Source organism: Natrinema pallidum DSM 3751, assembly GCF_000337615.1.
Classification (GTDB): domain Archaea; phylum Halobacteriota; class Halobacteria; order Halobacteriales; family Natrialbaceae; genus Natrinema; species Natrinema pallidum.
The window spans coordinates 1-21,105 of record NZ_AOII01000031.1; the positions used below are offsets into that span (position 1 = coordinate 1).

Consider the following 21,105-nt stretch of genomic DNA (forward strand, 5'->3'; position numbering starts at 1 on the left):
TGGGGGTAAACACATACCGGATTTCTAATTGAATTCCCCGATTTTGAACCTACTGTCCTCCTGCGATTTCTGGGGGTAAACACATACCTCGTATTTTTAGCTATCTATGGATCAAAACGCGGCACAGTGGCTTCTGTTCTCGGTCTCTTAGGTCTCGGAATTATTACTAAGATCGGCGAGACCGATGCTGGCTGGATGTCAATGATCCTCGTCCTCGTTATGTTGGGAGGTTTCTGTCTGGCCTCATCACTTGCATACAGACGGTTGCAGCCACTCCGAGGGAGTCTCGCCTCAGTGTACGGTATCGGGGTTAGTATTCTACTATACTCAGAACGACTTGAAACACAGGATCAATCCACTGGTAAAGAGACGGCTGTTGATGAGGGACAACCAGATAGCACGGGAGGAGGTGCGGGGAACGCAGGAAACGGAGAGCCAGGTTTCCAAGAGAAAATTATCGATTTATCTTCCAATATTCCGCTGGTTGAAATAGATACGCTAGGGACTCGACTTACACAGTATGCTGCTGCACTGGAACTCGCATATACATATCCATTATTTGGCATCGGTGGTTATAATTTCCATCTGGTCTCCGAGAGCTATGGTCTCCCTACTCTAGGGGTACACAATACATTCTTTTCCCATCTTGCTGCGACTGGAATTCCTGGTTTTCTCGCCTATATGGCTAGTGTACTAGCTGTTCTTTTATTGGTGAGTCGTCGCATATATAACACCGCTGAAAAAGAACGTATCTTCTGGGTTTGTGGATTTGTGGGCCTGTTGGGGTATCATGCATACTCATTCTGGGTAGTTATATACGGTTGGCAAGCAACAAATGCGGGATTTTGGGCATTATCAGGTATTTTTGTCTCAGCAATCTTGTTTGACTCTTGTCACCCACAAGATATGATTGGAGCAGATATTTAGAGTGTGATGCCGTTCGTGGTGTAGCTTGATACGTAAAAATACTAATCCAGACTGTATACTTATGAGTCCGATACTTATCCCAGCACACATAGGATTGTGTACACTAATTGATGGGCTGTCCAGCAGTCGGGAAAATCGTTTCTAACCCGTGTTCAAGTGGAACTGACGGATCAAATCCGAGGTTCGACTCTAACTTGCCGATATGGGCACAGCTCCGATCGATATCGCCGGAACGGGATTCAACATGTGTTATTTCGGATGTTGTGTCCGAAATATCCCGAACAGTTTCGGCGAGCTCGAGAATGGAGATGCTCTCACCGGTTCCGACGTTGAAGACACCCGTTTGCTCGGCACGTGCGGCCAGCAGGTTCGCCTGGACGACATCGTCGATGTGGACGAAGTCACGCGTCTGCGAGCCGTCCCCCTCCACGGTGATCGGGTCGCCGGCCGCCGCCTGGTCGACGAAGACGCTGATGACGGCGCTGTAATCCCCGTCCAGTTGCCCGGGACCGTAGACGTTGAAGTAACGAAGCGCGACCGCCGACAGGTCGTAGAGATCGGCGTACAGCCGTACGTACCGCTCGGCGGCGAGCTTCGAGAGCCCGTACGGTGATGTCGGCTCGAGAGGTGCATCTTCGGAAATCGGCACCGTGTCCGGGTTGCCGTACACGGCCGCGCTCGAGGCGAACACGAACCGCGCGGCTTCGTCGCGGGCGCGCTCGAGCAGCTTCACGGTCCCGGTAACGTTGATGTCGTGGGTCCGTTCGGGGTCGCGGATGGATGCTTCGACGCTGATCAGTGCCGCGTGGTGAAAGATGATGTCGATGTCGGCGGTGGCTCGGTCGAGCGCGTCGTCGTCTCTGATATCGCCCTCGATCAGCGTCGCACCCTCGGGGACGGTCGAGCGGGAGCCGGTCGAGAGATCATCGAGAATGCGGACCTCGTTGTCGGCGACGAGGGCGCGCGCGATGTTGCGTCCGATAAATCCGGCCCCGCCGGTAACGAGAATGCGCTGTCCGGAAATCGACGGCAAATCGGCCTGGGAGTTCATTCGTCAGAAGCGAACTCCCTGAGATCGGATAATACTTTCCAGACCTGGCGGATGACGATCCGTACGTCGAACCAGAACGACTGATGGCGGACGTACTCGAGGTCGTACCGCAGTTTCTTCGCCGGTTCGTGGCCGGTGACGTCGTTGATCTGGGCGAGGCCGGTCAGTCCGGGTTTGACGAACCAGCGTTTCTCCCAGTCGATGCCGTCGTCTTGGATTTCCGAATCCAGTTCGGGCCGCTCGGGACGAGGGCCGACGACGCTCATGTCCCCGACCAGGATCGACCACAACTGGGGAATCTCGTCGAGGTGTGTCTTTCGTAAGACGCGCCCGACGCGGGTCACGCGCGGGTCGACACTGCCGGCGTCTTCCGCGCTGATCGTTGCACCGGTTTCGGACTCCGCGTTTTCGATCATGCTCCGGAACTTGTAGACCGGAAACGACTCGCCGAACACGGCGGTCCGATCTTGCGTGTACAGGATGGAGCCGCCGTCATCGAGCTTGATCGCGACGACGATCGCGAGGAGGATCGGTGTAAGAGCGAGCAACCCGATGCCGGCAAACGCCACGTCGAACAGCCGCTTGAACAGGTGATCCAGCGGGTCCCACGGCTCGAGATCGACGTCGACGAGCGCGCCGACGTCGCCCGCCGACACCAGTACGCTGTCGGCGTACTTGCGGTGAACTTTGGCGTCCACGCCGTGTTCGTGGCACGCGTCCAGCGCGCCGAAGAACTCGGCGCGGTCGGCGTGGCGAAACGCCAGCACGACCGTGTCGATATCGTGGTCCACTAGCGCGTCCTCGAGTCGGGAGAGACCGCCGAGGCGCGTCATCGAGTCGAGAACGGTCGACTCGACCGCGTCGTGTGCGAACGCGGAGTCGTCGTGGCGGAGTTCGACTCCGCCGTCGGCGATCGGCTCTTCGGGACTGTCCGCGGTCGTCTCCGATGCCGCAAACCGGGCGACCGTCGGACAGAGGTAGCCGATGATGGGTGCGTCAACGGTCGGCGTGACCCGCGCGATCTGTGCGGGGTCGTCGCCGACGATCGCCATCCGGCCGTCGTCGTCGGTCGGGCTGGCGCGGATCAACAGGAACCAGGCGGGGAGGACGACCGCCACCAGGCCGACGGTCATCACGAGCGTCGCCCGGGGGAGTCGGTGAGACCACTTGAAATAGCCGAGCGTCGCTAGCGCGAAGCCGCCGACGAGGACCCGCTTTTGGACGAGCACGACCGTATCGAGGATTCGTCGGGGACGGGGTTTGTAGAGGGGCCACGCCGCGCCCCCGATCGCGAGGACGCTCAACGCGATGGCCCGCCGCAGCGACGGGCCGTCGAGGACTTCCGGATCCAACCGATCGAAGAGGGGAACGACCGTCGTGAACGCGGTCTGAGAGATCGGGTGGTTCGCGACGAGCACCGCGATGACGACGAACGCCGCCGTCCCGGTCGCGCTTGCGAGCCGATACCGCCAGCCGGTAAGCATCTGGTAACTGAAAGGGAACTACACGGACATATACCCTTTGGAACTGCTGTTGAGCCGACGATCGACTATCTATTGATTGTGGCCCCCGCGGCGACGATAGCCGCCGTCTCCGGAGCGACGCGAGTGGTAGCTGTCGTGGCGCGGTCGCCGGCGGACGGACGGCGGCCCGGCTAGAGGTCCATCCCGCCGTTGACGTCGATCACTTCACCGGTGACGTACGACGAGTCCTTGCTCGCGAGGAACCGGACGACCGCGGCGATGTCCTCGACTTCCGCCAGCCGCTCGAGCGGGATGCCCGAGATGATCCGGTCGAGTACCTTGTCGGGGACGCTCTCGAGCATGTCGGTGGCGGTGAAACCGGGCGCGACGCAGTTGGCCGTCGAGCCGCCCTTGGCGAGTTCGAGGGCGATGGTTCGGGTGAAACCGAACATGCCGCTTTTCGCGGCGGCGTAGTTGGCCTGGCCGTAGTTGCCCTGTTTCCCGACGACGCTCGAGATGTTGATCAGCCGGCCCTCCTCGGCGTTCCAGATGTCGTCGTAGAACAGCTGGGTGCAGTTGAACATGCCGCCGAGGTTGACGTCCATCACGCGGTCCCACTCCTCGCGGGACATTTCGGTGAACTGTTTGTCGGCGGTGATACCGGCGTTGTTCACGAGGACATCCGCCGGACCGAAGGAGTCGTGGCAGACTTCGACCATCCGCTCGACGTCGGCACGGTCGGAGATGTCCGCCTGTGCGGCGACGGCCGAGCCGCCGGCGGACTCGATGGTGTCGACGGCGTCGTGGGCGGCACCCTCGGAGGTCCGATAGTTAATGACGACGTTTGCCCCTTCTTCGCCGAGGTACTCGGCGATTCCGCGACCGATACCCTTCGCCGAGCCCGTGATAACGCAAGTACGACCATCCATGGACATAGTTCACACATTCGACGGCCGATGATAAATAACGACCTGTTAGTTATCCGTCCTGTCCGAGCGAGACGAACCCGCGGTCCCGAGCCCGAAGCCGACGGTCGGCTCCACTATCGGTCCCGTGCCTGCTCGATCCAGTCCTCGAGTCGGCTCGGCGAGATATCGGTCTCGGTGGCGAGATCGGCGGCGTCGGCCGCGGCAAGCTGGTCGATCGTCTCGATCCCGGCCGCGGTGAGGGTTTCGGCGTACGCCTGCCCGACGCCCCGTAGCTCGGTGAGATCGTCGGTCTCGGTGTCGATCTCGGATGCGGCCGCCTCGTCGACGACGTCCTCGACGATCTCTTCGTCGACGGTCATCTCGCCCGGGTCCGCGGGTTCCGCCTGGATGTCGCCCTCGCCGCGCTCGGCGAGTTCCGCGTCCGAGCGGTCGGTCGTCTCGCTGTCGAGGTCGGGGCTCGAGTCCGGTTCAACGCTCGAGGTGCCGTCGGCGGGGTTCGTGGTGCCGTTCGAGCGCTCCTCGAACCACGCACAGACCTGCGGCCAGAGTTCCTCGTGGCTGCGCGAGGAGACGGACATCCCGATGTGGCCCGTCGCGAACTCGAGGATATCGGTGTCCTCGGAGGCGATCGCGTCGTTGAACGGTTTCGAGGCCATCGGCGGGATGAGGTGGTCGTACTCCGCGACGATCTGCAGGACGGGCATGTCGATATTGCTGATGTCGACGTGGTCCCCGTTCAGGGTGAGCTCGTTCTCGTAGAGTTTGTTGTCCTGGTAGATGTCGCGGATGAACTCCTCGTAGGCCACGCCGGCCATGTCGATCCCCTCGTCGAGCCAACGCTCCATGCGCGCGAAGTTCTCGACGAAGTCCTCGTCCTCCATGTTGTCGTAAAAGCGGACGTACTTCGTCACGTTATTCGCGACGGGGTCCATCAACGCGAAGCCGACATCCAAGAACCCGGCGGGGACGTTGTCGAACGTCTCGGTGACGACTTCGGGGTCGTAGTACTCCTCGCCGCCCCAGAGTTCGAGGACGCCGCCGTCGCCGGCGAAGCACAGTCCCGAGGCCATCAGTGCCAGATTCTCGACGTTGTCGGGGTGCAGCGAGGCGTACATGGCCGACATCGTGCCGCCCATACAGTAGCCGAGGATGTTGATCGAGTCCCGCCCGGACCACTCCCGAACCACGTCGACGCAGTTGTCGATGTACCGGTTGACGTAGTCGCCGATCGACAGCGAGCGGTCCAGTGTGGACGGCTCGCCCCAGTCGATCAGGTAGACGTCGAAGCCGGCCTCGAGCAGCGTCTGGACCACCGAGCGGTCGGGTTGCAGATCGAGGATGTACGGCTTGTTGATCAGCGCGTAGACGATGAGGATCGGGACGTCGTGTTGCTCCTCCGTCATCGGCTCGTAGTGGAGGAGTTCGAGCTTGTTCTCCTCGTAGACGACTTCGCTGGGCGTCTGCCCCACGGCGACGTTCTCGACGGTGTCGGTTCGGTCGGGGGCGATCCGGGTTTTCTCGGCCAGGTCGGCGGTCGCCTCCCAGGCCTGTCGTTGCATGGTCAGTGCGGTTGCGAAGGGGTTGTTCATTGCTCGTCTAGGTGCTCGAGAACGCGGTCGAGTTTCTGTTCGACGGCGTGTTGGCGGCGTTCGAGTTCGACGAGGCGGTCACCGATCTCGACGACGTCGTCCTGCGTCGCGAAGCCAAGCGAGCGCAGCGTCTCCTGGGCTGCCTCGTCGGCCTGCTGTTGCATCTCGAGGACGTCGCCGACTGTTTCGCCGGTCATCTTGGCGAACGCGGTCGTCGACATGACGTCCTTGAACGCCTCGTTGGCGGTGTTGAGCCAGATGTCGCGGAACTCCTCGATGTCGACGTCCTCGCCTTCGAGTTGGTCGTTCATCCGATCGACCATCTGCTGGGAGGCGTTCATCCACGTCTCGTAGGCGCGGGCGTACCCCTCGACGCCGTCGGAGAATTCGGCCTCCTCGCTAACCTCGCCGACGGTTTCGGACCAACTCTCGACGAACTGCGCCTGCGCTTCCATATTGTCCTCGAGCGCGTCGAGGAACTGTTCGTTCCACTGTTCGGCGAACGCGTTCCAGTCTCCCATCGGAGGTTGTGAATCTGACATAGGTGAAAATTGACGGTGGACGATAAAAAGCTGAGCCCGAATTTACGCCGAGACGTCGAACTCGTCGGCGGCCTCTTCGACGTTTTCGGCGACGGTACTGACGTTCTCCGTGACCTGCTCGTGGGCTTCCAGTGCCGCGTCGAAAGAGGTATCGACGACCTCGGAGTAGCTGGCGGCGAACTCCTCGTAGGCGACTTCCGACTCCTCGAGCGCGTCGAGATAGGCGTCGATCGACTGCGACTGGGCCTCGGTAGCCGAGTCGAAACCGTCGTCGACGAGGTCGCGGAGTTCGCCGAAGTCCGCGGCCTCCTCGGGCATGGACGCCTCGAGCGCGTCGAAGGAGGCGTGGATTGCGCCCTTGGTCATCTCGGCGTTGGATTCGGCCAGCGAACTCGAGGTTTCGACGGCGTCGGCGAAGGCGCTGATCGAGGTCCGCTGGGCCTCGAGAGCGTCGTGGGTCAGGCGCTGGGACTGTTCGAGTGCGGTGCGCTGTGCGTCGAGTACTGCGGTGAATGGGTTCTGCGTCATGAGTTATCCTCTCGGTTGCGTTTGACGGGGACGACGATCGTCTGGACGATATCGCCCTCCTCGATGTCGAGGGCCTCCCGTTCGGGACCGGGAATGCTGATCCGACCGCCGCTCTGAACGCGGGCCTTGAACGTGGCCGTGCCCATGTTCATCGGCCCGAAAGCCGACGTGTTCTCGAGCGGGTTCGCCGACGTGGCCTGCAGCAACTGTTTCATCATCTCCTGCTGGGATTCGGCGACCTGCTCGCCCGCTTCCTGCATCTGTTGCGTGAACATCGCAGGCGGGAACCAGGTCGACCGGTCGGAGTCGTCCGTCATCATCAGGACGTTGGTTCGCGGACACAATAAGCGTTTCCTCTAGATACCATCTAAAACCACAAGATGGCATGAAATGGAGCTGGCCGCATACCGGGGTCGATCGGACGACGGCCGAGACCGACTGCCGGACGTGACAGTTCAGTTTTAGATACGAACGGGGGCGGAAGAGAGGCCCTAATCCAGTATTACTGGCTCTGTCGTACGGTAAAACGCTCTTGAGCGAGCCAAAGAAGTCATATACGCACCACGCCTAGCCGCTCGTAGATGTCCCACCAGAACGCTGGCGAAGACAACCTCGCCGCCATGACGAACGCGTGGTCGGCTATGACGCGAGGGTTTCTTCGAACTGCGACCGCGGCGAACCGTGCCGCCGTCTCCGCGATGCTTCCGCCGACCGACGGCGAGTCCAGCGCGGAGACCGACCGGATCGCCCCGCCGATCCCGTCGGTCGACTACTCCGATCTCGACTGGCAGTTCGACCGTACCGTCGACGATCCGGACGGGATCAGCGTCGGCGATACAGTCACCTTCGAGAAGGTCCTCAGCGACGACGACGTCCGGGCGTTCGCCGCGGTCAGCGGCGACACGAACCGACTCCATCTCAACGAGGAGTTCGCATCCGAGACCCGCTTTGGCGAGCGCATCGTCCACGGGACCCTCGTCTCCGGTCTCATCAGCGCCGCGCTGGCTCGGCTTCCCGGACTCACCATCTACCTCTCCCAGGACCTCGAGTTCAGCGGCCCCGTCGGGATCGGTGACCGCGTCTCCGCCCGCGTGGAGATCGTCGAGGATCTGGGCAACGACCAGTATCGACTCGAGACGCTCGTCCGCGACGAGGACGATGACGCGACCGTGATCGACGGCGAGGCCGTCGTTCTGATCGACGACCTGCCCGCCGAGTAGCCGTCGCATCGGGACTCCCGTTTTGCCCCGCAAGCGGCGAGTGCAATATCGCTAAGTGGCTCCTCCCGGAACGGACGGCTATGACACTCTTTGGGACTGCAGGAATCCGTGGCCCGGTCGAGGAGGTTTCGCCGTCGCTGGCGCTTGCCGTCGGCCAGGCAGCGGGCGACCCCGGGGAAACGTTCGTCGTCGGTCGTGACGGCAGGGAGACCGGGCCGGCACTCGCGGCGGCGATGGAAGCCGGCCTCGAGAGCGCCGGCGCGGACGTTCGCCGCATCGGCCAGGTACCGACGCCGGCGCTTGCCTTCGCCTCACAGGGGCGACGGGGCGTGATGCTCACCGCGAGTCACAACCCCCCCGAGGACAACGGCATCAAACTCTTCGCGGACGGCGTCGAGTACGACAGCGACGCCGAAGGGGCCATCGACGACCACGTGGCGCGCGATGACGACGGCCTCGCCCGCTGGGACCAGTGGGGCGACGCACAGGAACTCTCGGTACTCGATCAGTACCGGTCCGCCGTCGGCGACTACGTCCGAAACCAGTTCGGCGAGCGGCCCGGGACCGACGCGGACGCTGCCGCGAGTGCCCCTCTCGACGGGCTTCGGATCGCCGTCGACTGCGGGAACGGTGTCGGCGCGCTCGCGACGCCGCAGGTCCTCGAGCGCCTCGGCGCAACGGTCGTCGCGGTCAACGCCTCGGTCGACGGCCACTTCCCCGGCCGCGGGAGCAAGCCCACGCCGGAGACGCTCGCGGCGTTTACCGATTTCCTCGCGGACGGGACCGAGCCCGCGACCGGCGACTTCGATCTCGGGCTGGCCCACGACGGCGACGCGGACCGACTCGTCGTCCTCGGTCCCGACGGCGAGGTAATTCACGAGGATACCGTTCTCGCGGTCGTCGCGGCCCACTATACGGCGGCGAGCGACGCCGACGATCCCGTGGTCGTCACGACCCCCAACGCCTCCGCCCGTATCGACGAGCAGGTCCGTGCGGCGGGCGGTCGCGTCGAACGCGTCCGACTTGGCGCGCTCCACGAGGGGATCGCCCGCGAACGCGCCGCCGGAGCCGACGGGACGGAGGTCGTCTTCGCCGCCGAACCCTGGAAACACATCCACACCGCCTTCGGCGGCTGGATCGACGGCGTCGCCAGCGCCGCGGTCGTCGCCGCCCTCGTCGCCGACGCCGGCGACACCGATCAGCTCCGCGCGCCGGTCACCGAACGCCCCTACCGAAAGGTCAGCGTCGAATGCCCGGACGCCGCCAAAGCTGACGCGATGGCCACCCTCGAGTCGGCGCTCCCCGAGGCGTTCCCGGACGCGGCGGTCGACACGGACTACGGCGTCCGCCTCGAGTTCGACGATGCGTCGTGGCTGCTGGTTCGGCCCAGCGGCACCGAACCCTACGTGCGCCTCTACGCGGAGAGCGACGCCGTCGACGAACTCGTCGCCGATGCGCGAGCCGTCATCGAGACGACGATTACTGAAACGGCGTAAGCGATAGGGCAGCGGGTGGCGGTCGCCGATTGAACGCCCGGAGGGCGGATCGCCAGCCACGGGGTCGACTTCTACTGTTTCGACGGGTATATATCGACACCCTACGCTAGCCCGCCTCATGACGCGAAATCGACGACGGTTTCTCGAGGGTGCAAGCGCAGTCGGACTCGCCGGCATCGCCGGCTGCGTTGGCGGGTTCGGCGACGATGGCAGCGCGGAGTATCGAGTCGGAATGGTGTACGCGACCGGCGGGACCGGCGACGACTCCTTCAACGACATGGCCAAGCAGGGACTCACAAATGCGCTCGAGGAGTTCGATCTCTCGTACGAAAAGACCGAGCCGGACAACGAAGGCGAGTTCTCGAGCGCACAGCGGACCTTCGCCGAGTCCGGCGACTACGACCTGATCAACTGCGTCGGCTACGCGCAGGCGGACGCCCTACGGGAAAACGCCCCCGAGTATCCCGATCAGAACTTCATCATCGTCGATGAGGTCGTCGATGTGGACAACGTCCGGAGCTACACCTTCGACGAGCCGGAGGGCTCGTTTCAAGTCGGTCACCTGGCCGGCCTGCTGACCGATCGCGAGTTCGCCGCCGGTGCCGGCGAAACGAACCCCGACGCCAGCACCGTCGGCTTCGTGGGTGGGACCAGAACGCCCCTGATCGAGTCGTTCGAGGCCGGCTTTCGCGCCGGCGTCGAGTACGCGAACGACGACGCCGAAGTCGTCTCGTCGTACGTCGGGAACTTCAACGACACGGGCCGCGGGCAGTCGACCGCCCGATCGATGTACCAGAACAACGACGCGGACATCGTCTTCCACGCGGCCGGCCGCACCGGTGTCGGCGTCTTCCAGGCCGCCCAGGACGAGGGCCGATTCGCGATCGGCGTCGACGACGACCAGTCGATATCCAACGCGGACTTCGCCGATGTCATCCTCGCGAGCATGGTCAAGAGCGTCGATACCGCCGTCTACAACGCCATCGAATCCGTCGTCAACGGGACGTTCGAGGGCGGCGAAACCGAGGCTCTCGGACTCGAGCAGGACGGGGTCGGTGCCGTCTACGGCGACGAGCTCGGTGCCGACATTCCCCAGGAGATCAAGGACGCCCTCGCGGAGTCCAAACAAGCGCTTATCGACGGCGAGATAGACGTCCCAAGCGAACTGTAATCGCATGAGTGAGCCCGAATCGGGAACGACTGATGGGACGGGACCGACCGCAGCGGTGGAGACGAATACTGCTGATCTCAACGGGACGAACAGTGACCTCGCCGTCCACCTCGACGGCATCACCAAGCGCTTCCCCGGCGTCGTCGCGAACGACGACGTCGATCTCCGCGTCGAGCGCGGAACCGTACACGCCTTACTCGGGGAGAACGGTGCCGGCAAGACGACGCTGATGAACGTCCTCTACGGGCTCTACCGGCCCGACGAGGGACGGGTCGTTATCGACGGCGAGGAGCGCGCGTTCGACTCGCCCAGAGACGCCATCGACGCCGGTATCGGGATGATCCACCAGCACTTCATGCTGGTCGATCCCATGACGGTCGCCGAGAACATCGCACTCGGGAACGAACCGACGAAGTGGTTCGGGATGGCGGTCGATCGGGACCGTATCGACCGCGAGATTCGCGACCTCTGTGACCGATACGGCTTCGAGGTCGATCCGGACGCCACCGTCGAAGACGTGAGCGTCGGCGTCCAGCAACGTGTCGAGATCCTCAAGGCGCTGTTCCGCGGTGCGGACGTGCTCATTCTCGACGAGCCGACCGCCGTCCTCACTCCCCAGGAGGTCGAGGGTCTCTACGACGTCCTCGAGGAACTCACCGACCAGGGGAAGACGATCATCTTCATCACGCACAAACTCGAGGAGGCGACCCACGCCGCGGACGCGATCACCGTCCTCCGGGACGGGGTGTCCGTCGGTACGGTCGATCCCGACCGAACGGACCGGGAGGCGCTGGCCGAGCGCATGGTCGGCCGGGAGGTCATCCTCGAGGCCGACTCCGACCCCGTCGAGACGGGCGACACCGTCCTTTCGACCCGAGACGTCACCGTCGAGGACGACCGCGGGGTCGAGGTCGTCTCCGGTATCGACCTCGACGTACGCGCCGGCGAGATCCTCGGCATCGCGGGCGTCGACGGCAACGGGCAGGCCGAACTGATCGAGGCGATCACCGGCCTCAGAATCCCCGACGAGGGAACGATCGACTACGCGGGGGACGACATCACGGCGTGGTCTCGCCGCCGCCGCATCGAGAACGGGATGGCCTACATCCCGGAAGACCGACAGAAGCGCGGGCTCGTTATGCCCTTCGATCTCGTCGAAAACGGCGTCCTCGGGAGCCAGCGATCGGGGCGGTTCGCCAGTGGCGGCCGCATCGACTGGCCCGGCGTTCGCGACCACGCCGAGGAGATCATCGAGACCTACGACGTTCGGCCCCCGGACGCGAACGCAGCCGCGCAGTCGTTCTCGGGCGGCAACCAGCAGAAGTTCATCGTCGGCCGCGAGTTCGAGCGCGACCCCTCGCTCGTCGTCGCGACCCATCCGACCCGCGGCGTCGACATCGGTTCGACCGAGTTCATCCACGACCGCCTGCTCGAGCTTCGGCGCGAGGGCGTCGCCGTGCTGCTCGTCTCCTCGAACCTCGACGAAATCCAATCGCTGTCGGACCGACTGGCGGTCATGTACGAGGGCGAGTTCATCGACGTCACCGAGCCCGACGCCGTCACCGAGGAGGAACTCGGACTGCGCATGGCCGGCCAGCGGCCGGCCGGAGAGGCCGACGGCCAACCCAACCCGGGTGAGTCACGATGAGGGACCGACTCGAGTCGATCGCCGAGCGCCTCGCTCGGGCGTCGGTCGTCGACCGACTCGTCATCAGCCTCGCAGCGCTGGTGACCGCCGTCCTCATCGGCGGCGTCCTCGTCTTCGTCTCCGGGGCGTTCGCGTCCTGCCGGACCGGCCTCGAGATGGGCGGCGCAACGTTCTGTTACAACCCGATGCAGGTCTACTACGAACTGTTCCTCGGGGCCTTGGGCCACCCCCTCGAAGGTGGCTGGACGCTCACTAATTACAGCCTCGCGACGACGCTGCAGCGGACGACGCTGCTGATTTTCTCGGGGCTGTCGGTCGCCGTTGCGTTCCGCGCCGGCCTGCTCAACATCGGGACGCAAGGGCAGTTGGTCGTCGGCGGCCTCGCGACGGCCGTGACGGTCGTCTACGCGGCGGCAGTCGTTCCCTCCGGGTTCATCGGGACCGTCGTCCTCATTCCGCTCGGCGTCCTCGCGGGCGCGCTCGCCGGCGGGGTGTACGGTGCGGTTCCGGGCGCGCTCAAAGCCTACGCCGACGCCAACGAGGTCATCACGACGATCATGCTCAACATCATCGCGGTCGGTATCACGTCGACATTGCTCTCCTGGCAGTTCCAGGACCCCAACAGTCCCAACCCGCAGACGGCACCGGTCCCGGAGTACGCCGAGATACCGACCGTCCCGGTCGTCGGCTTCGGCGGTCGGATGGACTTCTCCCTGCTCGCGCTGGCGTTCGCCGTCGCGCTCATGATCGGTATCGCGTGGCTGTTCGCTCGGACGTCGTTCGGCTACGAACTCCGGACGAGCGGCATTCAGCCGGGAGCGGCCGCCTACGGCGGCGTCGACGAGAAGCGGATGACCGTTGCCAGCATGACCCTGTCGGGAGCGCTCGGCGGGATCGGCGGTGCCTTCTGGGTGTTGATGGTCCACGGCCGCTGGATCGAGAACGTGCCGTCGCTCGGGTTCGACGGCATCGCCGTCTCGGTGCTGGCCGGCAACAGTCCGATCGGCGTGGGCGCGGCGGCGTTCCTGTTCGGCATCTTCGATAGCGGCGGGAACGCGATCGGGACCGCGACGGACGTTCCGCCGGAACTGGTCGGGATACTGACCGGACTCATCATCCTCTTCGTCGCGATGCCGGAGTTCTTCCGCATGCTCGGACGGCGGTACGTCACCGTCGACTCGGCGAGCCCCGCACGGACCGACGGCGGTGACGCGGGGGCCAACGACGGAGGTGATGCCGATGCGTAACTCGGTCCATCGAGCGCGAACGGCCCTCGAACAGCGCCCGCTTGCGGCGGCCGTCGGCGGTGTTGCCGCCTTCCTGCTCGTCCTCTGGGCGACGCCGGCGAGTTGGCAGACATCGACGCTCCGATTCGCCGTCCCGATCGCGCTCGCGGCGATCGGCGGCATCTTCGCCGAGAAGAGCGGCGTCATCAACATCGGCATCGAAGGACTGCTCATCGTCTCGGCGTTCAGCGCGATCGTCGTCGTCAACCGGCTCGGCGACGGCGGTGCGACGGCCGGCCTGCCGAACCTGTGGTGGGGCATGCTGATCGGCGTCCTCGTCAGCGTCCTCTTCGCGCTGCTGTTTGCGATCGTCTGCCTCGAGTTCGAGGCCGACCAGATCATCGCCGGCCTCGCGGTCTGGCTCATTTCGCTCGGCCTCGCGCCGTTTGCCTCGCGAATCCTCTTCGACAGCCCCAACACCGCGAACATCACTCGGTTCGAGAACGTGACCGTCCCGGTGCTGTCGGAGATCCCGTTCGTCGGCTACCTCCTGTTCGACACCGAACCGCAGGTGTACCTCATGCTCGCCGGGGCCGTCGCGGGCTGGTATCTCCTCTCCCGGACGACTTTCGGACGGTGGGTCGTCGCCAGCGGCGAGAACCCGAAGGCGCTGGATACGGCCGGCGTCGACGTTCGGAAGGTCCGGTACGCCGCGGTCCTCCTCTCGGGCGTCTTCGCCGGACTCGGCGGCGCAGGGTTCGGCCTCGGAACCCTCGGGACGTTCGCCGGCACCGGCGACACCGTGATCAACGGTCGCGGGTTCATCGCGATCGCGACCTACCTGCTCGCGAACTACCACCCGATCGGTGCCCTCCTCGGGTCGTTCCTCTTTGCGGGGCTCAACTCGATGCAAAACGGGCTACAGGCGGCGGGGTACGCCATCCCGACGGAGCTCATCCGGACGCTCCCGCACATGACCGTCATCGTCGTCCTCGTGTTCGTCGGGCGCACCCGCCTGCCCGACGCCGCCGGCGACCACTACGAGTCCGGCGAGGACTGACCCCCGCCGTCGAGACCGACCGGTCGATGGCTTCTTGCACTCGCTCGCGGAACCACCGCTCGTGACCGACCACGATCTCATCGACGCCGCCCGCGACGTCCAGGACAGCGCACACGTGCCCTACTCCGAGTACCGGGTCGGCGCGGCACTCGAGACCGCCGACGGCGCGGTCTTCGTCGGCTGCAATCTCGAGAACGCCAACTTCAGCAACAGCCTCCACGCCGAGGAGGTCGCGGTGGCGGAGGCGGTCAAGAACGGTCACCGCGAGTTCACACGGCTCGCGGTCAGTTCGGACCGCCGCGACGGCGTCACCCCCTGTGGGATGTGCCGACAGACGCTCACGGAGTTCTGCGACGGCGATCTCGTCGTGCTCTGTGACGAGGGCGACGCGGTAACCGAGTACACGCTCGACGAACTGTTGCCGAACACGATCAGTCAGGAGACGCTCGAGTGAGGCCGCGGTCGGTCCGTCCCGCAGACGAACCGACAGCGAGCGCCGTCAGGACTCGACTCCCTCGAGCGCCGCCCTGAGAACCGTCCGGTGACAGCGTTTCGTCTCCGTACTCTCGACACAGACGAGCACGAGCGACTCGCCGGCGGCCACCCTGTCGTCCAGCGCCGCGAGCGCGTCTCGCGCGTCGGCGTCCGTCTCGAGATGCGTTCGATAGGCCTCGCCGACCCCAACCCGCTCCCACGCGGCGTTGTGAGCCCCCTCGTCGCAGAGCCCCTGCAGTCTCATCTCCGCCGCGGCGTCACGTATCGACGCGAGCAGATCGGCGGGCAGTCCCAGTTCCGGCATGGTCTCGTCGACGACCGCACGGGCCCGAGACGGCGGCCATCGCAGTACGCCGATACGCGTCGCGTCCGCCGGCAAGTCGGCCAACCCATGTCGGATCGCCCTGACGGAGGCGTCCGTAATCGTCCCGCGTGCCATGTGTTCGCGTACTGCCGTCCAGCATTTATATACCGTGCCGACCCGAACCGCCGCTCGTCGATGACCCGCGACAGCGAAGACCCGAACGCCGACCGACAGTACCACCTCGAGATCGACTCGGCGGACGTCGCCGACACCGTGTTGCTCCCCGGCAACCCCGAGCGCCTCGAGAAGATCGCCGCCTTCTGGGACGACCACGAGATTCGAGCCCACCATCGCGAGTACCGGACGGCGACGGGATCGTACGAGGGAACGCCGATCTCGGTCACGTCGACCGGCATCGGCAGTCCCTCCGCTGCGATCGCCGTCGAGGAACTGGCCCGCGTCGGCGTCGACACGTTCGTTCGTGTCGGCTCCTGTGGCGCGATCCAGCCCGAGATGGACGTCGGCGACCTGGTCATCACCACCGGTGCGATCCGACAGGAGGGAACCAGCGACGAATACGTCCGCGAGGACTACCCCGCAACAGCGGACCACGAGGTCGTCTCGGCGCTGATCGCCGCCGCCGAACGACTCGGCTACGACTACCACACCGGCGTGACGATGAGTGCCGATTCGTTTTACGCCGGCCAGGGGCGGCCCGGCGTCGACGGCTTCGAAGCCGCCGGCGCAGACGACCTGGTCGACGAACTCAAAGCGGCGAACGTCAAAAACATCGAGATGGAGGCCAGCGCCATCCTGACGCTCGCGAACCTGTACGGGCTTCGGGGGGGCGCGGTCTGTACCGTCTACGCCAACCGCGAGACCGGCGAGTTCCGCACCGACGGCGAGTCCCGCGCCGCCGAGACCGCGACGCTCGCGACCCATCTCCTCGCGAAGATGGACGCCGTCAAACGCGAGGCCGGCGTCGACCGCTGGCACGCCGGCTTGTCGCTCGAGTAGCCCGCGGCCGCGTCAGTCCCGCATTCGGACGACGCCGTCCTCGAAGACCTTCCGGTTCGGAACGATGTACTCCTCGGAGTCGTCCTCGATTTTCGTGACGAACAGGTCGACCTCCTGGACGATCCCCGTCTGGTCGTCGACCCTGATCTCGTCGCCGATCCCGTATGGCTGGTTGAGCAACAGGTAGATGCCGGCGGCGCTCGAGACGAGGAAGTCCTTGAACGCGACGGTGCCGACGATGACGACGCCGACGGCGTAGACCGTCAGCAGGATCAGCAACGCGAGGACGTGAACCCCGACCTGTCCGAGCGCGATAATGAAGGTGACGTAGAGAACGGAGTACTTGACGAGTTTCGGGATGACGGATACTTCGGGGAGTTTGACGCCCCGGAGATACTCGCCGACGACCAGTTCGGACTTGTCGGCGATGACGAAGCCGAGGATGAGCACGAGGACGGCGATGAACAGTTGTGGGATAAACTCCGTGACACGCAGCCAGAACGCGTCCGTGTCGAGCAACTGCGCGATGTGGATCGCGGTCAACACCGCGATCCCGTAGATGAACCACGAACTCAGCCGCGCGACGATCTCGACCGTCGAGGTACCGATCGACTGGGCCGTCCGTTCGAAGGGGGTGCCCTCGACGGTTTCCGGGACGCCCGAGGCCGAGAGCAACTCCTCGTTGAGCCGGCCGACCAGATAGCCGACGACGAGGCCGAGCGCCAGGACCGCCGCCGCGATGACGGCCGGTTCGTCGAGGAGTGGCTGCCACGCTACCATATCAGTACGCCTCCGGATCGACCTCCAGGATGAGTTCACCGGCCTTGAACGCCCGGACGAGCCCGTCGCTCTCCGAGAGCACGATCGAGATCGCGTTGGTATCACGCGTGATCGCAGCGCCGGACATGTGTCGCGCACCCAGCCCTTTCGGAATGTCGATCCCCTCGGCGGACGGCTCGAGGTAGCGATACGCCGAGACGATCTTGCCCGCGTCGGAGATGATGAACGCGCCGTCGAGCCGCGAGAACTCCTTTAACATGACGTTCACGATGGGGTCGCCGACGTGGACGTGGGATTTCTCGAAGGGGTTGTACGAGAGCGGCCGCGACTTGTTCATCACCTTCCCCGCGTCGCCGACGACGAACAGCGCGCCGACGGGCTTGCCCTTCTGGCCCTTCTTGCCGAGTTCGATCGCCACCTCGAGGACCGACTTCACGACTTCCGGGTCCGCCCGGGATTTGACGAACAGGTCGTAGATTCCCGTCTGCGTCTCCGCGTCCGCCCGGACGCGCGAGACCGTATCGATCTCGTCGCTGAAGACGCTCGTCGCACACGCGAGGTCGTCCCCGTCCTCGACGACGCCCTGCTCGAGGGCACCCTCGAGACCGAAGCGAATCCGGTCGGTGATGGCCGCGAACTCGAGGGGGAGTTCGACGAACGTCTCCGCGCCGACATCGTTTTCGGTTCCGACGACGACGATGTCGAGATCGTCGACGGCCATGAACTGCTCGTAGTACGAGCCGCTGGGTGAAAAGAGCACGACCGCGTCCACATTCGCAAAGAGGTCCCCGAACACGTCGTCTAACCCGGCCATTGATACTACAACCCGGCCCTGCGCGAATAAGCGTTATGGAGCGTCTGACGCGCGTCTGTCGTTTTGCTCCGCGGCTATCGCTCGAAACGATCGGTGGCGGCAGTCGGCTTACTGCTCGTCGGCGTCGTCGTGGGTGCGTTGGAACGCCATCGGGTCGGGACCGTGGACGACGGTGCCCCCGCCGCCGCTGGTCCGGATCATCGGCACGGTCCCGTCGTCCGAGTCGGTCGTCACGCCCTCGTGGACGGGGCGTCCCGCCAGCGCTCGACGGGCGAACACGGCTTCGGCGCGGATTTCCCGCAGGTGTCGGACCGCGTCCCGTCGCCACTCCTGCTCGCAGTCGTCGGCGTCGGCCGTCGCCTCGACCGCCGCCAGCAGGTCGCGACTGAGCGCCTCGATCGCCCCGAGGCGTTCGCCGTACCCCGAAAGCGACGTTCGTGCGTCGGTTTCGGTCGATTCGTCCGGTCGGTCGGGGGCGTCGGACCCCCGCGAGTCGTCGGTTGGCATGGATCGTCGTGGGGATGGAAACGTATGGGCATCGACCTCGAGTTCTTCGGGTCGGCTCGTCTGCCTATTACGCTTTCCGGATAGATAGTTTCACTTTGGGTACAAAAAACTACGCTTGAGGAATCTATCGAATCTTCCAATCTAGAATTGGATTGTTTGAAGGTAGCTGTAGGTTATCTATTACATACCTTCATAGAACACTGTCCAGCATAGCTATACAGATGCGAAAGCGTGCTGAGTGGATGACACGGGCTGACGACGAGATATTGGAATACCTTGCATCAGAAACCGCCGGTACTCCGAAGGTGATCGCGGACGCTCTCGATCGGAGCAACGGCTACATCGGCGTTCGCTGCCGAAAACTCGCCTCGTACGGCCTCGTCGAGCGGCCGTCGCGCGGGTTCTACGTGATTACCGACGCGGGGACGGCGTATCTCGAGGGGGAGTTAGACGCGAGTACGTTATCGGACGACGAGTGACGGGCCTCGAGTGCGACTGAACGATTCGCACTTGCGGTCGGGAAACGGAACAGGAAACCCAGATATGATCGCCCGATCAGAACACTTCGAGATAATCTTCGACGACCTCGCGTTCGTCCTCGGTCAGGTCGAACAGGTCGTACACTGCTTCGTCGATTACGGACTCGAGTGCCCCGATATCGGTCTGTCGGACTTCGTCACGATCTGCTTCGAGTCGGTCGAGGAGTTCTTCAACACCGGCATCATCTCGGGGGATCGGGATCGTCGTTTCCTCACCGCTCTTGACGTTGCGTCCATCCACGGCGGCATGGACGTACTCGGCACGTAGCTTCCGTGCCTCCCGGTCATCGGAGTACATTGCCGGGTCGTTGATCGTGTCCGACCGGCCAGCTTGGACCGTGAAATTGTCGTCTACGTCGGCTTGCACGTCGGCGTTGACCGGATACCGGCGGGTCTGCCACTCGTAAGAGATGTAATCGAGTTCACCGTCGTAGTCGCCAAGGTACGCTTCCGGGAAGCGGTCGGCCTTGCTGTCGAGATCGATGGTATCAATAATTTCTCCAGCAGTCTCACGCATTGTTCCAAAGACATCTGCGTTGTCTTCGGTCACACAGGGGAGTTTCTCGACGTACTGGGAGCGATACTCGTAGTAGCCACCCATCTTGACCGTCGTGATATGCTTGAAGTAGAAGTCGAGAGCCTTCGAGTTGAGTTGGCAAACCATCTCCTCCGTAAGGTCCCGATAGTTGTCTGAAAGAAGGACTGAATATGCTGTTGAGAAATACCACGTCCCAACCTCGTCAAGCATGAAGGTGGCATCTTGACAGATGTGGGCTTGGATGATTTTTGGCTGCTCGAATTTCCCGAGGTTCTTGGGGTAGATGTACCCGTACCAGTCGTCTTTTCCATCTTTTCGACCCCCTTCGCGGCCCTCAAGAGCGTTTTTGTGTTCGAGGAAGAACTCCCACGTTTTCGGTAGATTTTCTTTTAAGTAATCTTGTGAATAAAGGCCTGCATCAAGTTCCCCATTGTCAGCCGTTTCAGCATAGTAGGGATGTATAACGTGAAGGCCACCCCAATTCCCACGCCAGCGTGTCACTTCGTCACCTTCGAGAAATGGACGAAGCAGGTCGGTTTCAATTTTGTATTCTTCTGATTCTCCGGTAGGAACTACAGTTACAATGTCGCCCTCGTCGTCAGATTCTATACGATTAGCATCCAGTACGTCCACAACGTAGATTTTGTTTGCGCTGGTTCGGATACCTTGGAAGACTGCGTCGGTCACATCTCCGATGACGGCGTCTTGTCTGTCCTCCAACTTCTCGAAGACCTGCAACTCCTCAGGTGGCATCAGCGGCCAGTAGTCCGGTCCCGAAAGTCTCCGTTGTGGGAAATCAAATACGTCAATGAACTCGTCACTGTATCCCGGCTCGCCGCGATGGTCACGGACCGCTTCGATGATCGCTTCGTCTAACTCGCGGTCGTTCTCCTTGTCGGTGTTTGCCTTCACTCGAACACACCGAATATCGTTGTCTTCTCGAGCAGCCTCATCCGGTTCGTCTTCCAGAATTACGATGGCCGGATAGTTGGTCGCGTCTTCGAAGACACCGGAGTCACGGAAATCATAAACCTCCTCGATGTGAGCCTCATCGAGGAGAACCTGCCGTAATCCCTCGCCGTAGTCAGTCACCATGAACTGATTCGGAGTGATGAATCCAAGTTTGCCGGACCCCTCGCGAAGCCAGTTGAGGCCCCGCTCGTAGAACGGACGAGCGTGTCATAGAATCCAACTCATAGCTTGAGCATCTCACGTCCTGGATCGTGTCCTCGCTCGTAGTTGGTGATTGCAATGACGATCC

At 63.4% G+C, this 21,105-nt stretch carries 22 protein-coding genes and 1 pseudogene; 10 read left to right on the top strand and 13 right to left on the bottom strand.

The features are described from left to right. Positions 1 to 294 precede the first annotated feature (294 nt). The gene (locus C487_RS19285) at positions 295 to 927 is read left to right on the top strand and encodes an O-antigen ligase family protein (RefSeq protein WP_338045823.1); all 633 of its coding nucleotides are present in this window, start codon (positions 295 to 297) and stop codon (positions 925 to 927) included. A gap of 103 nt (positions 928 to 1,030) precedes the next feature. Here C487_RS19285 and C487_RS03810 read toward each other — a convergent pair whose 3' ends face one another. From C487_RS03810 to C487_RS03840, 7 genes are all read right to left on the bottom strand, one after another. Further along, positions 1,031 to 1,978, bottom strand: a complete 948-nt coding sequence (locus C487_RS03810; protein ID WP_006184355.1) for an NAD-dependent epimerase/dehydratase family protein — start codon at positions 1,976 to 1,978, stop codon at positions 1,031 to 1,033. Further along, positions 1,975 to 3,462, bottom strand: a complete 1,488-nt coding sequence (locus tag C487_RS03815; RefSeq protein WP_006184356.1) for a sugar transferase — start codon at positions 3,460 to 3,462, stop codon at positions 1,975 to 1,977. Before C487_RS03815 ends, C487_RS03810 begins: the two co-directional genes overlap by 4 nt. A gap of 170 nt (positions 3,463 to 3,632) precedes the next feature. Beyond that, positions 3,633 to 4,376 carry a beta-ketoacyl-ACP reductase gene (locus C487_RS03820; RefSeq protein WP_006184357.1) on the bottom strand — a complete coding sequence of 248 codons (744 nt, stop codon included), beginning with the start codon at positions 4,374 to 4,376 and terminating at the stop codon, positions 3,633 to 3,635. Positions 4,377 to 4,483: 107 nt separating this feature from the next. Beyond that, a complete protein-coding gene (gene phaC, locus C487_RS03825) occupies positions 4,484 to 5,959 on the bottom strand; it encodes a class III poly(R)-hydroxyalkanoic acid synthase subunit PhaC (protein ID WP_006184358.1) in 1,476 nt (491 codons plus the stop codon). Then, on the bottom strand, positions 5,956 to 6,501 hold the full coding sequence (locus tag C487_RS03830; protein ID WP_049907885.1) for a poly(R)-hydroxyalkanoic acid synthase subunit PhaE: 546 nt from the start codon (positions 6,499 to 6,501) through the stop codon (positions 5,956 to 5,958). The genes phaC and C487_RS03830 overlap by 4 nt, the downstream gene beginning before the upstream one ends. Positions 6,502 to 6,543: 42 nt before the next feature. Beyond that, complete coding sequence (locus C487_RS03835) at positions 6,544 to 7,029, bottom strand: hypothetical protein (protein ID WP_006184360.1); 486 nt, start codon at positions 7,027 to 7,029, stop codon at positions 6,544 to 6,546. Then, on the bottom strand, positions 7,026 to 7,346 hold the full coding sequence (locus tag C487_RS03840) for an AbrB/MazE/SpoVT family DNA-binding domain-containing protein (RefSeq protein WP_049907891.1): 321 nt from the start codon (positions 7,344 to 7,346) through the stop codon (positions 7,026 to 7,028). Before C487_RS03840 ends, C487_RS03835 begins: the two co-directional genes overlap by 4 nt. A gap of 264 nt (positions 7,347 to 7,610) precedes the next feature. On the opposite strand from C487_RS03840, the gene C487_RS03845 reads away from it, so the two are divergent. The 7 genes from C487_RS03845 to cdd all read left to right on the top strand — a co-directional run bounded on the left by C487_RS03845 (position 7,611) and on the right by cdd (position 15,304). Then, entirely contained in the window at positions 7,611 to 8,249 is a 639-nt protein-coding gene (locus C487_RS03845; protein WP_006184362.1) for a MaoC family dehydratase, read from the top strand. 80 nt (positions 8,250 to 8,329) lie between these two features. Further along, on the top strand, positions 8,330 to 9,745 hold the full coding sequence (locus tag C487_RS03850) for a phosphohexomutase domain-containing protein (RefSeq protein WP_006184363.1): 1,416 nt from the start codon (positions 8,330 to 8,332) through the stop codon (positions 9,743 to 9,745). Between the two features lie 118 nt (positions 9,746 to 9,863). Beyond that, positions 9,864 to 10,916: a BMP family lipoprotein gene (locus C487_RS03855; RefSeq protein ID WP_006184364.1), complete on the top strand. Its 1,053-nt coding sequence runs from the start codon at positions 9,864 to 9,866 to the stop codon at positions 10,914 to 10,916. A 4-nt stretch (positions 10,917 to 10,920) separates the two neighbouring features. After that, positions 10,921 to 12,564 (top strand): ABC transporter ATP-binding protein, encoded by a 1,644-nt coding sequence (locus tag C487_RS03860; protein ID WP_006184365.1) that lies wholly within the window; start codon positions 10,921 to 10,923, stop codon positions 12,562 to 12,564. Beyond that, a complete protein-coding gene (locus tag C487_RS03865; protein ID WP_006184366.1) occupies positions 12,561 to 13,811 on the top strand; it encodes an ABC transporter permease in 1,251 nt (416 codons plus the stop codon). Before C487_RS03860 ends, C487_RS03865 begins: the two co-directional genes overlap by 4 nt. Then, positions 13,804 to 14,850 carry an ABC transporter permease gene (locus C487_RS03870; RefSeq protein ID WP_049907892.1) on the top strand — a complete coding sequence of 349 codons (1,047 nt, stop codon included), beginning with the start codon at positions 13,804 to 13,806 and terminating at the stop codon, positions 14,848 to 14,850. Before C487_RS03865 ends, C487_RS03870 begins: the two co-directional genes overlap by 8 nt. 34 nt (positions 14,851 to 14,884) lie before the next feature. Further along, on the top strand, positions 14,885 to 15,304 hold the full coding sequence (gene cdd / locus C487_RS03875) for a cytidine deaminase (RefSeq protein WP_006184368.1): 420 nt from the start codon (positions 14,885 to 14,887) through the stop codon (positions 15,302 to 15,304). 45 nt (positions 15,305 to 15,349) lie between these two features. Here cdd and C487_RS03880 read toward each other — a convergent pair whose 3' ends face one another. Further along, entirely contained in the window at positions 15,350 to 15,784 is a 435-nt protein-coding gene (locus C487_RS03880; protein ID WP_006184369.1) for a DUF488 family protein, N3 subclade, read from the bottom strand. A 60-nt stretch (positions 15,785 to 15,844) separates the two neighbouring features. Here C487_RS03880 and C487_RS03885 point away from each other — a divergent pair, with 60 nt between their 5' ends. Continuing rightward, complete coding sequence (locus C487_RS03885) at positions 15,845 to 16,666, top strand: nucleoside phosphorylase (protein ID WP_006184370.1); 822 nt, start codon at positions 15,845 to 15,847, stop codon at positions 16,664 to 16,666. Positions 16,667 to 16,678: 12 nt separating this feature from the next. Here C487_RS03885 and C487_RS03890 read toward each other — a convergent pair whose 3' ends face one another. The 3 genes from C487_RS03890 to C487_RS03900 form a co-directional block, all read right to left on the bottom strand. Further along, positions 16,679 to 17,446 carry a mechanosensitive ion channel family protein gene (locus tag C487_RS03890; protein WP_006184371.1) on the bottom strand — a complete coding sequence of 256 codons (768 nt, stop codon included), beginning with the start codon at positions 17,444 to 17,446 and terminating at the stop codon, positions 16,679 to 16,681. Between the two features lies 1 nt (position 17,447). Further along, the gene (dacZ, locus tag C487_RS03895; RefSeq protein ID WP_006184372.1) at positions 17,448 to 18,260 is read right to left on the bottom strand and encodes a diadenylate cyclase DacZ; all 813 of its coding nucleotides are present in this window, start codon (positions 18,258 to 18,260) and stop codon (positions 17,448 to 17,450) included. Between the two features lie 108 nt (positions 18,261 to 18,368). Further along, positions 18,369 to 18,767, bottom strand: a complete 399-nt coding sequence (locus C487_RS03900) for a hypothetical protein (RefSeq protein ID WP_006184373.1) — start codon at positions 18,765 to 18,767, stop codon at positions 18,369 to 18,371. A 242-nt stretch (positions 18,768 to 19,009) separates the two neighbouring features. Here C487_RS03900 and C487_RS03905 point away from each other — a divergent pair, with 242 nt between their 5' ends. Further along, positions 19,010 to 19,246, top strand: a complete 237-nt coding sequence (locus C487_RS03905; protein ID WP_084177390.1) for a hypothetical protein — start codon at positions 19,010 to 19,012, stop codon at positions 19,244 to 19,246. A gap of 76 nt (positions 19,247 to 19,322) precedes the next feature. Here the strand turns inward: C487_RS03905 and C487_RS03910 are convergent, their stop codons facing one another. Together C487_RS03910 and C487_RS21965 are read right to left on the bottom strand one after the other, a co-directional pair. Further along, positions 19,323 to 20,597: a TaqI-like C-terminal specificity domain-containing protein gene (locus C487_RS03910; protein ID WP_275039928.1), complete on the bottom strand. Its 1,275-nt coding sequence runs from the start codon at positions 20,595 to 20,597 to the stop codon at positions 19,323 to 19,325. 261 nt (positions 20,598 to 20,858) lie between these two features. Continuing rightward, positions 20,859 to 21,002, bottom strand: a pseudogene (locus C487_RS21965) (Eco57I restriction-modification methylase domain-containing protein); the annotation flags it as partial. Positions 21,003 to 21,105: the final 103 nt, after the last annotated feature.

Coding starts and splice junctions, on each gene's coding strand:
- dacZ (WP_006184372.1), bottom strand. CDS start 18,260: ATGGCCGGGTTAGACGACGTGTTCGGGGACCTCTTTGCGAATGTGGAC.
- C487_RS03865 (WP_006184366.1), top strand. CDS start 12,561: ATGAGGGACCGACTCGAGTCGATCGCCGAGCGCCTCGCTCGGGCGTCG.
- C487_RS03855 (WP_006184364.1), top strand. CDS start 9,864: ATGACGCGAAATCGACGACGGTTTCTCGAGGGTGCAAGCGCAGTCGGA.
- C487_RS03910 (WP_275039928.1), bottom strand. CDS start 20,597: ATGCCACCTGAGGAGTTGCAGGTCTTCGAGAAGTTGGAGGACAGACAA.
- C487_RS03840 (WP_049907891.1), bottom strand. CDS start 7,346: ATGACGGACGACTCCGACCGGTCGACCTGGTTCCCGCCTGCGATGTTC.
- C487_RS03810 (WP_006184355.1), bottom strand. CDS start 1,978: ATGAACTCCCAGGCCGATTTGCCGTCGATTTCCGGACAGCGCATTCTC.
- C487_RS03850 (WP_006184363.1), top strand. CDS start 8,330: ATGACACTCTTTGGGACTGCAGGAATCCGTGGCCCGGTCGAGGAGGTT.
- C487_RS03830 (WP_049907885.1), bottom strand. CDS start 6,501: ATGTCAGATTCACAACCTCCGATGGGAGACTGGAACGCGTTCGCCGAA.
- C487_RS03835 (WP_006184360.1), bottom strand. CDS start 7,029: ATGACGCAGAACCCATTCACCGCAGTACTCGACGCACAGCGCACCGCA.
- C487_RS03900 (WP_006184373.1), bottom strand. CDS start 18,767: ATGCCAACCGACGACTCGCGGGGGTCCGACGCCCCCGACCGACCGGAC.
- C487_RS03870 (WP_049907892.1), top strand. CDS start 13,804: ATGCGTAACTCGGTCCATCGAGCGCGAACGGCCCTCGAACAGCGCCCG.
- C487_RS03880 (WP_006184369.1), bottom strand. CDS start 15,784: ATGGCACGCGGGACGATTACGGACGCCTCCGTCAGGGCGATCCGACAT.
- C487_RS03890 (WP_006184371.1), bottom strand. CDS start 17,446: ATGGTAGCGTGGCAGCCACTCCTCGACGAACCGGCCGTCATCGCGGCG.
- phaC (WP_006184358.1), bottom strand. CDS start 5,959: ATGAACAACCCCTTCGCAACCGCACTGACCATGCAACGACAGGCCTGG.
- C487_RS03905 (WP_084177390.1), top strand. CDS start 19,010: ATGACACGGGCTGACGACGAGATATTGGAATACCTTGCATCAGAAACC.
- C487_RS03885 (WP_006184370.1), top strand. CDS start 15,845: ATGACCCGCGACAGCGAAGACCCGAACGCCGACCGACAGTACCACCTC.
- C487_RS03820 (WP_006184357.1), bottom strand. CDS start 4,376: ATGTCCATGGATGGTCGTACTTGCGTTATCACGGGCTCGGCGAAGGGT.
- C487_RS03860 (WP_006184365.1), top strand. CDS start 10,921: ATGAGTGAGCCCGAATCGGGAACGACTGATGGGACGGGACCGACCGCA.
- C487_RS03845 (WP_006184362.1), top strand. CDS start 7,611: ATGTCCCACCAGAACGCTGGCGAAGACAACCTCGCCGCCATGACGAAC.
- C487_RS03815 (WP_006184356.1), bottom strand. CDS start 3,462: ATGCTTACCGGCTGGCGGTATCGGCTCGCAAGCGCGACCGGGACGGCG.